The organism is Pseudomonas sp. TH06, assembly GCF_016651305.1.
Taxonomy (GTDB): domain Bacteria; phylum Pseudomonadota; class Gammaproteobacteria; order Pseudomonadales; family Pseudomonadaceae; genus Aquipseudomonas.
Genome location: NZ_JAEKEC010000004.1, coordinates 324,548 through 340,848 on the forward strand (window position 1 = coordinate 324,548; position 16,301 = coordinate 340,848).

Below are 16,301 nucleotides of genomic sequence, written 5' to 3' on the forward strand. Positions count from 1 at the left end.
TTTTTAAGATCAAAAGATCGCAGCCTGCGGCAGCTCCTACAGGCTCGGCATTACTTCGCGACCTTGCCGAGAACGCGCAGGCGACTTACACCACCGTCAGGGAACACGTTCAGACGGATGTGGGTGATCGGGCCCAGCGCCTTGATCTGCTCGACGAAGGTGTGTTCGGCGTGCATTTCCAGCTTCTGGCTTGGCAGCAGTTCACGCCAGAACAGCGACTGGGTTTCGATCTGGCTGTCAGTACCACCTTTCACGAACGCGCCCTGGATCGAGCAAGTGTCCGGGTAGTTGCCTTTGAAGTGCAGGGTGTCGACGACGATCTTCTCGATCTCGCCCGGGTGTCCCAGCGCGACGATGACCCAGTCATTGCCCGGGGTACGACGACGTGCAGTTTCCCAGCCGTCGCCCATGTTGATGCCACGGCCCGGGTTGAGGATGTTGCTCATGCGACCGAAGTGTTCGTCGGAGCAGGCGAGGGCGCGGCCCCCATTCAGGGCTGCTGCCAGATCGACTTGCTCGTTGTCGCCAACAGCCGACCAATCGCGGAACGGAATGCCGTACACACGCAGACGGGCAACGCCGCCGTCCGGGTAGATGTTGAAGCGCAGGTGGCTGAACGCTTTGTCGTTGCTGATTTCGTGGTAGTGATGGCTGTTGCCTTGCAGCTCGACGGCCGACAGCACTTCAGTCCACTGGGTGTTTTCATCAGGCTCGCCCGAGGCCAGGAAGCACGCTTCCAGGGAGGCCGATGGCGGGAAGTTGCCGGTGAAGAATGAAGTGTCGATGTCCACGCCTTTGATCGAGCCCGGTACGCCCAGACGGATCACTGCGCTGTCGAAGCCTTCGAAGCGCTTGCGGCGCGATTCCCAGCCGTCCATCCACTTGCCGTTGTCGTCAAACACACCCTCCTTCCACACGGCCGGGGTCGGCTGAAACAGACGATTGGCGTCTGCGAACCAGTCATCGGTGACCGAGATGATTTTGGTGCCCAGACGGGCATCGGCCAGGTTGACGAACTTCTCGAAAGGTACGGCGTAAGCTTTCATTCTTCTTGTCTGCCTTTAAATAAGTGGCTGGGGATGCTTGCGAGGCCCTGGGCATTCTCCGCGTCTGACATGCTCGGGCCAGGCTTGCTAAAGAGTCAGTAAACGGAACAGGGCGATCTTGTTGATCTCCGCCAGCGCGCATTTGAATTCGGTGTCGACCGAATTGTGAATGCGCGTTTCGAACGCCGCGAGGATCTGATGCCGGTTGCTGCCTTTTACCGCCATGATGAAGGGAAACTTGAACTTGGCTTTGTAGGCGTCGTTCAGCTCGGTGAAGCGCTGGAACTCTTCGGCCGTGCATTGGTGAATACCGGCGCCAGCCTGTTCATTGGTGCTGGCTTCGGTCAACTGGCCCTGGACGGCAGCTTTGCCGGCCAGGTCCGGGTGAGCGTTGATCAGGGCAAGCTGGCTTGCATGATCGGCGCTCAACAGGATGTCGCTCATGCGCTGGTGCAGGGTTTCGATTTCGTCGATCGAAGCGTCGGCGCCCAGGTCGTAGGCCTTCTCGGCCACCCATGGCGAATGTTCGTAGATGTCGGCAAAGGCTTTGACGAAGGCATCGCGGCTCAGGGTCGACGGTTGCAGGGTTTGAAAGCGGCTCATTTGGCGGCCCCTTGGTACGGCTGGGTTTCGTGCCAGTGGCGCGCGATGTCGACGCGACGGCTGAACCACACCTGTTCATGACTTTTGGCGTATTCGATGAAGCGCTTGAGCGAGGCGAGGCGACCCGGACGGCCGATCAGGCGGCAATGCAGACCGATCGAGAGCATTTTCGGCGCTTCGGCACCTTCGGCGTAGAGCACGTCGAATGCGTCTTTGAGGTATTCGAAGAAATCGTCACCCTTGTTGAAACCCTGCACTTGGGTGAAGCGCATGTCGTTGGTGTCGAGGGTGTACGGGATCACCAGATGCGGCTTGCCGGTCGGGTTGTTCGGTTCCCAGTAGGGCAAGTCGTCGTCGTAGGTGTCGCAGTCGTAGAGGAAACCACCTTCTTCCATCACCAGACGACGGGTATTCGGACCGGTGCGACCGGTGTACCAGCCCAGCGGACGCTCACCGGTGAGTTCGGTGAGGATGCGGATCGCTTCGAGCATATGCTCGCGTTCCTGCGCTTCGTCCATGTACTGATAGTCGATCCAGCGGTAGCCGTGGCTGCAGATCTCGTGGCCGGCTTCGACCATCGCGCGGATCACATCCGGATGGCGCTGGGCGGCCATGGCGACAGCGAAGATGGTCAGTGGAATGTCGAATTCCTTGAACAGTTTCAGAATCCGCCAGACGCCGGCACGGCTGCCATACTCGTAAAGCGATTCCATGCTCATGTTGCGCGCGCCTTGCAGCGGCTGGGCGGCAACCATCTCGGACAGGAAGGCTTCGGATTCTTTGTCACCGTGCAAAATGTTGCGCTCGCCGCCTTCTTCGTAATTGAGTACGAAGGACAGGGCGATGCGGGCATTGCCCGGCCAGTGGGGGTGAGGAGGGTTACTGCCGTAACCGATCAGGTCGCGTGGGTAGTCAGCGCTCACTGCAGTCTTCCTTCTTATTCGTTGACAGTTGGTGTAACGGCCCGGCGGTGAGTGTGCAGGCTGGCGTCACAGCGATGGGCTGATTGTATACAACTTTATTCTCAATTTGTAAGCCTGAATTTTCGCAATTTTCACCGACTGTCATCTTTTGCTGTTAATGGCGTGAGCCTGCAAGAAACCTGCCTGACCCGTCAGCTAATGGATAGGAGGTTCAATGATCAGGCGCTTTGCTGGCAGAACGCGGGGAAAGTCCCGGATGGCGGGGGTGATGTGAAAAATGTCGTTTTTATTGTGTACAATTTTTTTGAAAAGTGTCTTAATCAGTCGCTCGCCGCAACTTTTCGTGCTTCGAAAGGGTGCGGTCTCCTTTTTATCTGACTTCGGGAGGCGCGAGGTCTGACTGCTCTTTGCGGCCAGGCGCGCAGAATCAATGGGACGTTTGACTACACACGTTTTGGACGCTGCACACGGTTGCCCGGGCAGTTCGATCAAGGTCGAACTGTACCGCGTTGAAGGTTCGCAACTGGAATTGGTCGCCAGTGCGATAACCAACAGCGATGGCCGGGTCGATGCGCCGCTGCTGCAGGGCGACGACTACCGTACCGGGGTTTATCAGGTTCAGTTCCACGCTGGCGATTACTACCGCGCCCGTGGCGTGCAACTGCCGGAACCGGCGTTTCTGGACGTGGTCGTGCTGCGTTTCGGCATCTCTGCCGAACAGGATCACTACCACGTGCCATTGCTGATCTCGCCTTACAGCTATTCCACGTACCGGGGCAGCTGACCCCCAAGCAGCTGCCCCCACCGGGAAGCGACTGCGCATATAGCTTCTTTGGTCTTTCGCCCGCTCACACTGCGGGCTTTTTTTCGTCTGTGGAATGTGGTCCGAGGCGGCGCGGTATCAGTCTTTTGTCAGGGTTATGTCGGCTGGCGATCGCCGTTGAAGTTATCCGGCTGATGGGGCCATGCCGTCTCGTCTTGTGCCGTGAGATGCGGGCGCTTGCTCGGGCCTGACTCGTCTGCCTGCGATTGCTCGGCCGGTCGTCGATTATTTGTCGGCGTAGGCTCGGCAGCGTTTGTGGCGTTCGCTACTTTTCGGCGCCAGCGATTTGATCCGGGAATCTGTTCCACCCGTTCGCCGGAAGGTTTCAGTTCGCTGGCAAAGGTCTGCTGATATTCACCGTCGGCGTTTATGCCGACCATGACGGTGCCTTCTGCGGTGTCGACATACGTTTTACGGTGCTTGTCATAGCGGATGCCCTGCGCTGACGCCGCCGCGTCTGAGAGTCGTGCGGCGAGATGAGGCGCGAGAACGCTGGGCGTTTTCGCGGATGCGCGCGCGGTAATGGCCGCAGGAGTCGGGCTGGCTGGCGAGTCCGCCGCAAGCCAGGCCGGCAGTTCGAAACGCCACGATGACTGGCCGCTGACCTTATGCAAAAAAGGTCCGGGCAAGTCTGGTGTGAAGTCGAAGGGCACCTGATAACGACCATCCTGTTGGCGTTCAACCAGAAAGTGGCCCTCGTTTTCGATATACGCATACGTCCTGCCATCCGGACTGATGAACAGATCGCTGTCGGTCGTCAGCGGGCGCAACAGATGCACTTGATCCGCCGGCCAGGTAATCGATCGGCGAGCGGCATCCGGCGTTGGCCACGCCGTTGCGGGCATATTGCTGACGGAAACCGCCGAGACCGGATTGTTTTCGTCTGCACTTTCGCGAACACGTGCAAAGGGCTGATCTGCAGCGGTGCCGGACTCAGTGTTTCCGGCAATTCTGTGAGTGCCGTCAAGCGCATCAGTCACAGGTCGCGCAGTTGGCGTAGAAGAGTCAGGTGAAACGGTGCCTGGTAGTTTTTTTGGTGTTTTGGCCATTCTGTTTATCTCGATAGTCGTGATGGTTCCGGGTGACGCACTGCACGTTGCAGTGCGCCTGAAACAGGTGTGCCTGGCGCTGAACGTCAGCCCTCTCTCACAATGAAGAGCAACGTCTGCTGTGCAGAGATGGGTTGTGTACCGCCGACCAGATAGACGACCTTGCCGGGCTCGAGCATCTGGTTCCATTTCGATTTCTCGACCCTGCTCCTGAACCCTTCGCCGCTCAGTTCAGAAGCCGGGTCCATGGCTCGATACAGCGTGCCGTCGGCAGCGCTGGGGCGAAACCTGAGGACGAATACGCTGTCGAGGTTTTCCCGTTTGAAGATCAACGCGTCATCGCTGAACATGCGGCTGGTGCGATCGACCGCGTACCCGCTGTGTTCGAGAAGGTCACTGAACATCGCGCGCAAGCTGCTGCCCGGCGTGTCCAGCGCATCGCGCCATTGCTGGTGGAATCGGCTGGTATCGAAATCGAGTCGCTGGAAGGTTTCGCCGGACGGCGAGGGGAGCATGAGGTTGTGTCCCAGCAGATCGGCACTGGGTTGTGCCGGCAATATGGGTAGTAGCAATAACGGGTCGGCCAGTTCCTGTCTCGGTGCTGCCGAGGTGGTTCGGTTCTCCCAGTGATACAGCGTGTCGAAGAGAATGCGCAGCCCATCACCGTTGATGACTTCGGAATGGTTAGCCTGATTGAACACGGTTCTGGCGATAGCGTTCGACGACTGATGCGATAAATCCAGGAAGGTTTTTCCGACGTACTCGGTCAGCGATCCCTCAAACGGGCGTTGCTCCACCACCGTCCAGGTATCAGCGTTTTTAACCGCCCATTTCGGTTGCAGAGACGGGTCGGTCTGCAACATCTGTTCGAAGGCCTCGTATCGGCCAGGCGTGAACAGCGGGTTCTCCAGATAGACGAGCAGCGTATCGCTCTGCATGCGCTGCGGCACGATCACGTAGTGCAGGCCATCTATGTCTATGGAGTCATTCCACTCGGGTTTGCTGGTTTTGCCCCAGCTTCTCCAGACTCCGGTCGCAGGCTGCGCCTCGGGTGTCAGGCCAGACGATGGGCGTGCCAGCGCCGGGTGATGAGCGTCTGTCAGGCGCGCACGTTTGCTTGGCCCCGGTAACTGGTCGTCGGACGCTCGGGTTCGCCAGCGTTTGCTTCCGGGAATCTGCTCGACCCGCGCGCCGAGCGAATTGCGCTGGTGGGCAGAGGCTTGTTGGTAGCCGCCCGCCGGATGTTTGCGCACCAGAAAGGTCGCCCCGTCTTCCATATCGACGTAGGTGGCTTTGCGTTTGTCGTAGCGCATGCCGTCCCAGGTGTTCTGCGCGCTGGTCAGCCAGGTCGCCTGATCGGCGGGCAAGGGCCGTGGTGGTGAAGGCTGTGCCGCTGCCTCGGCATTCACTGCCGCGTGTGTGGGCCGGGCGGCTTGCTCGGGGCGCCAGTGAGGTTGCCCCTCGACTTGCGTGAGCAGCGGGCCCGCCTCGCCGAGGCCCTCAGGCCAGTGCAGGCGATAGCGGCCATCGGATTGGCGGTCGACGCGAAAATAGCCTTCGTCGGCGATATGCGCATAGGTATCGCCCTCGGGACTGTCGAACAACCCGCGATGACTGCTGATTGCGCGCAACAGGTGAGCATTTTCCGCCGGCCAGTTGATCGCGCGCATATTGGCTTCCAGCAGCGCGGCGACGGTCTCGGGCAGATGGCTGACGGTGACCGCTGATGGTCGCGAGTTTGCGCTCGACGAAGGAATTCGTGCGTCCGATTCAGGTGCGCCAACCCGTGATGCTGTCGGATCGGAGCTGCCGGTATGCGGGAGGTGCCCGGCAGGTTCGTGTGTCACGATTCGGGTGATTGCCAGAGACGTATCGGGTGTTGGAGTGAGTGGAATTTTCTTCGGTGCTTTGGCCATATCGGGTTTCTCTTCCATGTGAATGCTGGAACGCAGTGGGCGAGTGATGCAGTGGACGCAAGGTCAACCGTCATCCTTCTCTAACCATGAACAGCGTCGGTTTGTCCGGGGCGATCAGCTGCGTGCCGCCAACCAGATAAACGATCTGGTTCTGCGCCAGATGAATGTTCAACGTGTGCCGGGCCGCGTTGCTGAGTTTCGTCTGGAAGGCCGGACTGGCCATTTCCGCGCCGGGCACGCTGTAACGGGCAATCGTGCTACCGGTGACACGCGGCAGCTTCAAGACAAATACGGCGGCGACGCCTTCGCGGTGAAACAGCAACGCGCCTTCACTCATCGCCCGTGGGGTGGCATTGATGGTGTAACCGTTCTGCCGCAGGATCGTGCTGAATAACGTGCGCAAACTGGCACCCGTCGGGGCCGCTGCGTAGGTGCCCCATTCCAGCGGGAACTGTTGCGGGTCGAAGTCGATTCGCTGCAAAAAACGCGGTGAGGGCGCGGGCAGCGAAAGCACGCCACCGGGGACCATGGTGAAGGGCTCAACAGCGAGTCTGGGCAACATCAGCAACGGATCCATAAGCCCGCGCATGGGCGCCTCGTTGTTGACGCGATCCATCCAGTGGCGAAAGGTCAGGGTCATCACCGACAGGCCGTGGCCGGTCACCGTGCCGAAGGGGTGGGTCTGGTCGAAGACGGCGCGTGCGAGGTTGCTCAACGAGTGATCGGAGAGGTATTTGAACGCGTGGGCGACGTATTGCTTGAGGGGCATTTCAAACGGCAGATGGCTTTCCAGGACTCGCCATTGGCCATCGCGTTTCAACGCCCATTTTGGTTGGCGTGAGGGCTCGTGGCGGAGCATTTGTTCAAACGCGTCGTAGCGTCCGGGTGCAAAGCCCGGGTGCTGTAAATAGACCAGACCCGTGACGGGGTGGATGCCCTGGTCCACGATCGGGTAATACGCACCGTCAATTTCGATGGATACAGCCGATTCCGGTGGTGTGGCTTTGCCCCAGTTTCGCCATTGCCCGGCGGACAGATCGAGGGCGTCCGGTTGCTGCGACAGAAGACTTTCCACCAGTATTCCGGCTTCATCCGTCGCGCTGGCTGGCTCGTCCAGACGCGGCCGTTTGCTCGGGCCGGGCACAGGTTCACTGACCTCGACGAAGAGCGGATCAGCGTCCACTGGCGAACGGTTCGACGCCACCTGACGCCAGCGTTTCGACCCCGGAATCTGCTCGACCCGTTCGCCGGTCGGGCTCAATTCACCAGGATGGGTTTGCTGATAACTGCCATCCGGATGTTTGCGCACCATCACCGTGCCGTCCTCCAGATCGACATAGGTTTTTTTGTGTTTGTCGTAACGGATGCCTTCCGCCGAGCTGTCGGCACTGGTCAGCAGGGCTGCCAGTGCCGGATCGATGAACGTGGCGGGATGCAGACTCGCGCCGATGGCTGAGTCGATGGCGGGTGTCGCCTGACCGGTGTCCGGTAGTTGGGAGGCGCCTTCTGAAGACGCACGCCGCGCAGGTGCGTGAGGTTCGGCTTCAGGCATTTGGCTGATGATGACGCTGGGGCGCCGGCCGGCTATGTCGGCCGCGCTCCCGGTCGAGGTCCCGGGTGTCGGCTCGGTGCCGGTCAGCGCCGACACCGAATGCCCGGTATCGCCGTGGCTGCCAGCCGGTGGTTCGGTCACGGGGCGGGTGGGGTTCGCCGCGTTATCGGGCGGAGGTAAAAACGGAATTTTCTTGGGCGATTTTGCCATTGCAATGCTCCTGTGAAGTACGGGTTCTTCAAGGGGCTAATGCTCGGTAATCGGAGGACGTGGTGTGCGGTACATATGTCTTGCACCGACGGCACATGATGCAAAAGTTTACGAGGTTGATGCCCCGAGGCAGAGGCTGCCCTCACCGGCAGTGCGGCGAGGGCAGCCGCAGCTGTCAGCGTTCTCTGAGGATAAACACGGCCTCCGGGTTCGATTCGACTTTCATTACCCCGCCAATCAGCCAGACCACCTTGCCTTTAACCGCAGCGCTGGTCAGCGCGGTAAAGGCTTCGTTGCCGATACGTGCAGGCAGTCCCGGATCAGCCAGTTCATTGCCCGGTGCGTGGGACAGGCCGATATGCTCGACCGCGCCGAGTTTCAGAAAGAACACTTCATCATGATTTGTGCGCTTGAAGACCAGCGTCGGCATGCGGTGATCGTGGGTCAGAGGAAAGACGTCGTAGCTGCTGCGAATCAGCAAGGCACCGACCAGACGCCTGAGGTTCAGATCGGTCGGATCCTTCTTGTAGTTCTGCCATTCGAATGGAAAACGCTGTGGATCAAATACCAGTCGCTGCAAATCACCTTCAACCTGAGGGTGCAACGGGATGACTTTTTTCCCGGAGATGTCGATGGTTTTCGCCACAGGCAACATGTTCAGCGGGTCGGCAAACGCCGGTGTGGCGGGGAAGGGCTTCTGGTTCCATTGGCTCAAGACTGTCTGAATGTTGCTCAGCCCGGTGCCGGTGATAGTGGCGGCGTCATCCGAAAGTTCGAACAGTTTTCGCGCAACGGCTCTAGCCGTGAAATCGGAGAAATCGGCAAAGGTTTCAGCCACGGACTGCGTTAACGGCTTTTCAAAAAAGCGTTTGCCGGGACGTATCTCTCCCGGTTCGGTGCCGATGCGGAAGGTTGCCACTGGCTGGAGCTCCGGCGCCGTTTGCAGCATCCGCTCAAAGGCATCGAAATGTGACGGCGCAAATTCCGGGTGTTGCAGGTAATACACCTTGGGCAAGCGATGGGGCGCCGAACCGACCGGGACGATGGGATAGTGCAGCCAGCCGAGCTGCACCGATTCGCCAGTGGTCGGCTGATTCAAGTGGCCCCATGGCAGCCAGAAATAAGGTGTTTGCTCCGGCGCGAGGGTGCTGGTAGCGGCAGGATCTTGTGGGTCGTCAAGCCGTGGACGTTTGCTCGGACCGGGCGTCGGTTCGTCAGCGGCGCGAGTGGGGTCGGCACTGTCCTGAGCCTTGCGTCGCCAGAGTGTCGTCCCCGTAACGGCTTCAAGTTCGGGGCCGGAAGGGGAGAGTTCGCTGGCGGATGTTTCCCGGTAGATGCCGTCGCTGACCTTGCGCACCATTACCGTGCCTTCTGCCGTGTCGACGTAGGTTTTCTTGTGCTTGTCGTAGCGGATTCCATCGGATGCCAACTCGGCTTTGGTCAATACGGCGGCCAAATGCGGGGGCAAGTAGGTTGGCGGTTTCGGCGTTACGGAAACCGCCGCTGTCGGCGACGATTGCCAGCCCGGCCGCTCGATGCGCCAGCGTGGCTGACCTTCGATTTTGCTCAGGATCGGGCCTGGAACTCCGGGGGCGAAGGACAGGGGCACGTGGTAAACACCACGTTCACTGAGTTCAACGAGAAAGCGGCCTTCGCCACCTATTTCCGCGTAGGTTCGCAGATCTGGCCCCCTGAACAATCCGGTATCAGCGCCCAGAGCGACCAGCTCGTGGTAGCGGCTTTGTGGCCAGGCGATCTCGCTGCGGGCGAATCCATAGGTATCAACGCCGTGGCCGGGCAGATTGCTTATGACGACGTTGGGCTGATCAACCACCGGGATCTGCGATTGGCGCGCCGAGTGACCTGGTGTGGGATCGCTGTCAGGCAGGTGCAGATCAGGAAAGCGGTGGCCGGCGGGAAGGTCAACGCCAGTTCGGGTGGTTGGCGTCGACGTGTCGCCTGTGGAAGCCCCCGGAATTTTTTTGGGCGATTTGGCCATGAATTGATACTCCGTTTGATGAGCGTGTCATCACATTTTTGAAGCGCACTTGAGTGCAGCCCCGACAGGGTCGGGGCTGGGAAAGTTGGCAAGGCTCAAGCTGTTCTGTTGTCAGAATGCGCAGGATTTATACAGTTGAAAGTAGAGCTCACGGATTAAGAGACGGGCACTTCATCCAGGGCCACTATTGACTGTTGAAGTGGTGTGAGTTGCGGTTTTGGTGGCTGGTGATTACACCGGCCGTAAATTTCAAGGTGTGACCGGTTAATGATATTGGTCATGTAGGGGGTGGTAATCCAGCGACGTTTTGGAAAGCTGTAGCTCAGTTCAAAAGTCGGGTAATTATAAAGGGCCGCATTTATCACCGGGAGTTCCAATTCCGCTACTGAGGAGTATCTGCCCGAGAGAGTGACAGGGAACTCTGGCGGTTCAATGAAGTATCGGGCGTCAACGCCGGTGATGGTAATCAGGTCAAATGACAGATCGACCGTTTTGATAATTCCTTTTTCATCAATGACGTGCACGGTGTCGATGATATCTTCACTGCCGTATTCCGGAAGATGAATCGTGCAGGTGCCGATATAGAGTTTGTTGTTTTCAAGTTTGATTTCGACATTGCCCAGCTTGGTCGCATCAAGTTCCCAGGTCGACGAGTGCGGCAATCTGACACTCGCGCTGGCCAGGCCGCCCGGCGTCCCGATCTTGATGTTTTGCTCGGCAACGAGGTGAAGAATGTACGTCCCGCCTGCACCTTCCAGACATTCCATCGCGTTTTGCCCGGGAGCGGCGGAGAAGTTGATGCAAGCGCCCCGTGGACTTAACGTGTAGGCGTCGTTTTCGGGCAACTCGAATTTCGACCCGCTCCAGCGGAAGTTCAAAGGCATAGGCAGCAGGCTTTTCCACCGAATAAAACCAGTCGACGGATAGTCCGTTTCGGTGGGCTGTTCGATTTTTGTGATTTTGGCAGAGATCTGCTTGCCGTCATTGAATTCGAGTACGTACCTCTGTTCAGGTGTGTACTGAAGGTATTCAAGGAATTTACCCATCTCCTTGGTACGCTTGGGTAAATCAGGGTTTTCTTTCGAAAAACTTACTAACTTCAACGTTTTTTCGCCAAAATGATAGATCAGATCTGTAGACCCCCACCAGTAGCCATCATCTTGCGCGGCACCATAAGCGACCTCTACCTTGGTAAGTTCGTTGCTGGCGTAGTCAAGGTGGACTTTTATACATTCCCGTGTGCGCTTGATTGAGCGGAAAGTGATGTTTTTGTCGTTGCGTGGAAGGTAATAACTTACATAGTTTTCGTGGTCGGTGTCGCAGGTGTCGGAATAGAGGATGATCGGGTTTATTGGCGATCCACGCTTTAAAATAATAGCGTCCAGGGTCACGTCTCCATTGCGATCTACCGACTCAAGGAAGTCAGGCGCAAGATAGAATCGGTCCTTGGTGACAAAGGTTATTTTGTTGTTTTTTATTTTTAACTTGCCGTCTTTGTGTTCATAGACGTCCGCGATGACTAATCTGGTTTTCACATGCAGATCAGAGTTCAGCACCACACTCAGAGAGCCGTCTTTCATCACCAGAAAGTGGTCGATCAGTTCCATTCTGAAATTGAGGACAATCACACTGTCCTCTACGCCGTCTTCGAAAAGCGAGACCGTGCCCGATACATTATCAATGAAATACTCATCCAGGCCGGCGCCACCCCAGACCGACGCCCCCGCTTGCAGCAAATGAATCTGGTCGTTACCAGCCCCGGCCCGGATGATGTCGGTGCCACGCGCCTTGATCACATTGCGCCCATCAGTCCCGATGACGGTGGTGGAAGTATCAGCGATGGTTTCGACGTTCTCGATACTCTCGACGGTACTGTGTGCACTACGCTTCAACTCTTTTCCGGTTAATGGATCAAGCGTGACGGTGTGGATGGTTCCGGCGGCTAAATCAATGTTGTAGCCGGCCAAAGGTTTTTTCGGATAGGCGTATTTTTGAGCAAGCTTGCCCAGAATCAGCGAGTCGTTACCTGCACCGCCACGCAAGGTCCAGCGATCAGCAAGTTCGTCATCAGGCTTGGCGACTTCTGCGCCCTGGAATACGAAATGGTCATCCTTGTCGCCGCCGGTCAGTTGTTTTTTTCCCGTCTCGAAATAGAATGCGTTCGGCTTTTTTTCCACCCCTTGTATGGCGTCATCACCGCCCCCCATGAACCACAGGACGCCTTTGTTTTCTCCGCCAGTGCCTATTTCCGCGCCGGGGGTCTTGTCCGTCACCCCTTCGCGGGCGTCAATGGCGTCGTCGCCGTCTTTTATTCTTGGCGTGGAAACGCTGTCCCAGTCCCATTTTTTGGTCCACCAGTTCTGCGTCCTGACGCTCTCGGTCACGAGTTCCACATCGAAGCTGCCGTTGACGATGGCTTCGGTGGTCTCCTTCAATGGCCCATCCAGTAAAGCCCTGGCGCTTTCCTTCAACTGTTTGGCGTGATCGATTTTGGCTTTGGCGATCAGAAAACGATTCTGAACGTCACTCGGTGGTCCCTGTAAAAAGAACGCGAGAAAGCCTGTCTGCCAGCGCTCATTGATGGAGAGTTCGATGTAATCATCGATGTCATCCACCGCCCGCACCGCACCATAAACCTGAGACCCGATTGCCAGCATGACTCCCGCCAGGAGACCCACCGGGCCAGCGAATGAAAAACCGGCCATGGCTGCGGCGCCGAGGATGACGGTCATGACGGCACTGGTGATGCTCAGTGCGGCACTGACGTAGTGATCCAAGGCTTCTTTGCCAGTGGTGTTTTCAGCCGCGGTGAAGGATCTGACCGCCGTATAGAGATCAAACGGCAACGTCAGTGCCCCGCCGATCAGGCCTCCGGAGCGGCTCAGCCTGACTGCAAAACGGGTTCTGGCAAAATCCTTGTAAGCCTGTTGCCCGGCCGTGATCATGCGCGTGGCTTCATGCGTAATGGCCAGGTCAACGGCAATGGAACTGACTTCGGTCAGTATCCCCGTGGCATTGATGACCACCTCATTGGTGTTTTCGACTTTTATGGCTTCGTATACGCCCCGAATGCCCATGAATATTCCGAAGCCTTGAATCCCGACGCTGGCGCCGAGCGCGGAATAGCTTTTCGTCTTCGAAACCCATACGGGCGTGTTTTTCGGCAGGGAAGCATGACGCAAATCCAGCTTGTGCGCGGCATTCAACAGCTTCTCGAGTTTGCTGCGAAGGTTGCCCGGATCTACAGTGGTTTCAGGATTTTCCCTGATCATGCGCGGAGCCGTTAATGGCCGCCGGCTGGCGATATCGAACAGCAGATTCGGCAGCAGGTAGGCATCCCTGCCGCTGGCCGATTTCATATGGGTTTCGATGTCGAGCAAGCTGAATTGCAAGGAATTGACGAATGAACGCTTGGGCACTCGAAAGAAGGTGTTGTCACCGTTCAGGGGCTGGCCGTTGATCCTTGCACCCAGTGCATCGAGAGCTACCCGTGTCACCGAAATCTGGCCAATTTCCAGTGGCCCGAAAAGCTTGTCGTTGAGATTCAGTTGGCTGGTGTGGGTTTTGCTAGTTGTGTCGGCAGCGTCATGACGCGCAGCTTTCAGATCGAGAGTGGACTCCGTGCGTGTATTGGCAGGCTGAGGGCCAATATCGTTAATGACGACGGAGTCGTGCTGTATTTCAGACTCTTGTATAAGAGTGGCCATTTGAACATCCTTGTTCGGCGAAATAAATATTTAGCGGCGTGGCTATATTAATGTCGAGTTTCGACTGGTGTATATCGTCGGGTTGTTGCGATGTATTGCATTTACAGGCATTAATCAGTAAGTGGAAGTAACAGTAAGGTGTGAAATAAGCTTCAGGCTTCTCTTGCCATGACAACGCCGGGTTGCGAGTTGGGCCTTTGTTTCTTGGTCTTGATCGGGTAAGGAATATAGTTTTTCGAAAAGTGTTCTGAATAGTCGCCAAACGCCACTGTTTGACGAAACTTTCGAAGTGATAAAAATTTAGCCATCCTGTCTGCAATTGTTTTGCAATCAGAATGGCTATTCAAACAACATCATCATTAAGTAGCAGTAACTTCTCAGTGACTGCTGAGCAAGGAAGCGGCTCCCGCTCCGCCGAACAGACCGGCACTGATGCGGTTGAACCAGCTCTGTCCCTTACCGCTGCGCAGATAGCGCGCTGCACCATGGGCGCCGAGGCCGTAGGCGAGTTTGCACAGCAGGTCCAGCACGGTCCAGGTTGCGATCATCACCAACAGTTGCGGCAGGAAGGGTTGTTCGGCGTTCAGGAATTGTGGCAGGAACGCTGCGAAGAACAGGATGTCTTTCGGATTGCTCGCGCCCAGTACAAAAGCACGGCCAAACAGCGCGCGGAAACGAGGTGTCGGCGCCGCTTGCGGCACTTCAGCGCCTGAGGAAGGCTGACGCGATTGCTGCCAGCTCTGCCACGCGAGGTAGAACAGATAGAGCGCACCCACGATTTTCAGCGCACTGAAGAGTTTTTCCGAGGCGAGGAGCAGGGCGCCCAGGCCCAGCGCGGAGGCACTGAGCAAACAGATCGAAGCAAAGACACCGCCGAGAAACGCCGGGTATGAACGACGCAGGCCGTAATTCAGACTGTTGCTGATCATCAGCAATGACAGTGGCCCCGGAATAAGGATCACCACCAATGCAGCGCCGCTGAACAGCAGCCAGGTTTCCAGACTCATCACTTTGCTCCTTTTTTTGTGGGTATTACGAATGTGCAAAAGCCCCACCCGCAAGGGTGAGGCTGATTTGAAGCCGGAACCGCTTAACGCTTACAAGAAGATGAACTTGGCGATGAAGATCGCGCAGAGCACCCACAGGCTCACGGAAATCTCTTTGTACTTACCGGTGCCGGCTTTCAGCGCCACGTAAGTAATGAAGCCCAGCGCGATACCGTCGGCGACCGAGAAGGTCAGCGGCATCATGATTGCGGTGACGATGGCCGGAATAGCGTCGGTGGCTTCGTCCCATTCGATGTGGGCCATGCCGCCCATCATCAGCATCGCTACGTAGATCAATGCACCGGCCGTGGCGTAAGCCGGAATCATGCCGGCCAGCGGTGCGAAAAACATTGCCGCTATAAATAGCACACCTACGGTGACTGCGGTAAGACCAGTCCGACCACCAGCGGCCACACCGGCAGCACTTTCCACATAGCTTGTTACTGGCGGAACGCCCACCACCGCGCCGAAAACGCTGGAAGCACTGTCGGCTTTCATTGCGCGGGAAAGGTTTTCGATGCGGCCGTCAGCGTTGACCAGATTGGCGCGCTGGGCCACGCCCATCAGGGTGCCGGCGGTGTCGAACATGTGCACGAAGAGGAAAGCCAGTACCACGCTGATCATGCTGACGTTGAACACGCCGGCAACGTTCATGGCCATGAAGGTCGGGGCCAGGCTCGGCGGCGTCGACATGATCCCTTCGTAATGCACAATGCCCAGGCCCCAACCGGCGAGGGTCACGGTGATGATGCTGATGAGGATCGCGCCGAAAACCTTGTGGTAGCTGAGGATCGCGATCATCAGGAAGCAGATCGCGGCGAGCAGCGGGCCGGGTTCTCGCAGAGAGCCGAGTTTGATCAGCGTGGCCGGGCTGTCGACGACGATACCGGCGGTTTTCAGGCCGATCAGCCCGAGGAACAGCCCGACACCGGCACCCATCGCAAAGCGCAAACTGACCGGAATACTGTTGAGCAACCATTCACGAATCCGCGAGAAGGTCAGGATCATGAACAGCACACCGGAGACGAACACCGCTCCCAGCGCGGTTTCCCAGTTGTAGCCCATGGTGCCGACCACGGTGTAGGTGAAGAACGCGTTGAGGCCCATGCCCGGTGCCAGACCCACCGGCCAGTTGGCGTACAGGCCCATCAACAGACAGCCCAGTGCGGCGGCGATACAGGTGGCGACGAAGGCCGCACCATGGTCAATCCCGGCATCGGCCATGATGTTCGGGTTAACGAAGATGATGTAAGCCATGGTGATGAAGGTTGTCAGACCGGCAATCAGCTCGGTCTTCACCGTGGTGCCATGCAAGGTGAGTTTGAAGATGCGCTCCAGCAGGCCATTGCGTAACGGCGGCGAGAGGTCCAGCGTCGATGCTTCGGATTTGCGGCTTTCCACAGCGAGTACTCCTCAAGAGTTTTATT

General features: G+C 57.6%; 11 protein-coding genes. 1 reads left to right on the forward strand and 10 read right to left on the reverse strand.

What is annotated here, in order from left to right:
• Positions 1-50: 50 nt before the first annotated feature.
• The 3 genes from alc to puuE all read right to left on the reverse strand — a co-directional run bounded on the left by alc (position 51) and on the right by puuE (position 2,572).
• Positions 51-1,046 (reverse strand): allantoicase, encoded by a 996-nt coding sequence (gene alc / locus JFT86_RS28715; protein ID WP_095191513.1) that lies wholly within the window; start codon positions 1,044-1,046, stop codon positions 51-53.
• Between the two features lie 87 nt (positions 1,047-1,133).
• Positions 1,134-1,649, reverse strand: a complete 516-nt coding sequence (uraD, locus tag JFT86_RS28720) for a 2-oxo-4-hydroxy-4-carboxy-5-ureidoimidazoline decarboxylase (protein WP_095114340.1) — start codon at positions 1,647-1,649, stop codon at positions 1,134-1,136.
• The gene (gene puuE / locus JFT86_RS28725; protein WP_102359073.1) at positions 1,646-2,572 is read right to left on the reverse strand and encodes an allantoinase PuuE; all 927 of its coding nucleotides are present in this window, start codon (positions 2,570-2,572) and stop codon (positions 1,646-1,648) included. The genes uraD and puuE overlap by 4 nt, the downstream gene beginning before the upstream one ends.
• Before the next feature lie 430 nt (positions 2,573-3,002).
• Between puuE and uraH the strand changes: the two genes are divergently transcribed.
• Positions 3,003-3,356, forward strand: coding sequence for a hydroxyisourate hydrolase (gene uraH / locus JFT86_RS28730; protein WP_008031462.1), 354 nt, complete (start codon positions 3,003-3,005; stop codon positions 3,354-3,356).
• A gap of 134 nt (positions 3,357-3,490) precedes the next feature.
• Here the strand turns inward: uraH and JFT86_RS28735 are convergent, their stop codons facing one another.
• The 7 genes from JFT86_RS28735 to JFT86_RS28765 form a co-directional block, all read right to left on the reverse strand.
• Positions 3,491-4,444 (reverse strand): hypothetical protein, encoded by a 954-nt coding sequence (locus tag JFT86_RS28735; protein ID WP_201234363.1) that lies wholly within the window; start codon positions 4,442-4,444, stop codon positions 3,491-3,493.
• A gap of 86 nt (positions 4,445-4,530) precedes the next feature.
• Positions 4,531-6,360, reverse strand: a complete 1,830-nt coding sequence (locus JFT86_RS28740) for a hypothetical protein (RefSeq protein ID WP_201239377.1) — start codon at positions 6,358-6,360, stop codon at positions 4,531-4,533.
• A 70-nt stretch (positions 6,361-6,430) separates the two neighbouring features.
• Positions 6,431-8,122 carry a hypothetical protein gene (locus JFT86_RS28745; RefSeq protein ID WP_201234360.1) on the reverse strand — a complete coding sequence of 564 codons (1,692 nt, stop codon included), beginning with the start codon at positions 8,120-8,122 and terminating at the stop codon, positions 6,431-6,433.
• Positions 8,123-8,297: 175 nt separating this feature from the next.
• Positions 8,298-10,121 (reverse strand): hypothetical protein, encoded by a 1,824-nt coding sequence (locus JFT86_RS28750; RefSeq protein ID WP_201239378.1) that lies wholly within the window; start codon positions 10,119-10,121, stop codon positions 8,298-8,300.
• A gap of 155 nt (positions 10,122-10,276) precedes the next feature.
• Entirely contained in the window at positions 10,277-13,828 is a 3,552-nt protein-coding gene (locus tag JFT86_RS28755; protein WP_201239379.1) for a calcium-binding protein, read from the reverse strand.
• A 377-nt stretch (positions 13,829-14,205) separates the two neighbouring features.
• Entirely contained in the window at positions 14,206-14,835 is a 630-nt protein-coding gene (locus JFT86_RS28760; protein WP_201239380.1) for a LysE family translocator, read from the reverse strand.
• Positions 14,836-14,925: 90 nt separating this feature from the next.
• Positions 14,926-16,275: an NCS2 family permease gene (locus tag JFT86_RS28765; RefSeq protein WP_201239381.1), complete on the reverse strand. Its 1,350-nt coding sequence runs from the start codon at positions 16,273-16,275 to the stop codon at positions 14,926-14,928.
• Between the last annotated feature and the right edge of the window lie 26 nt (positions 16,276-16,301).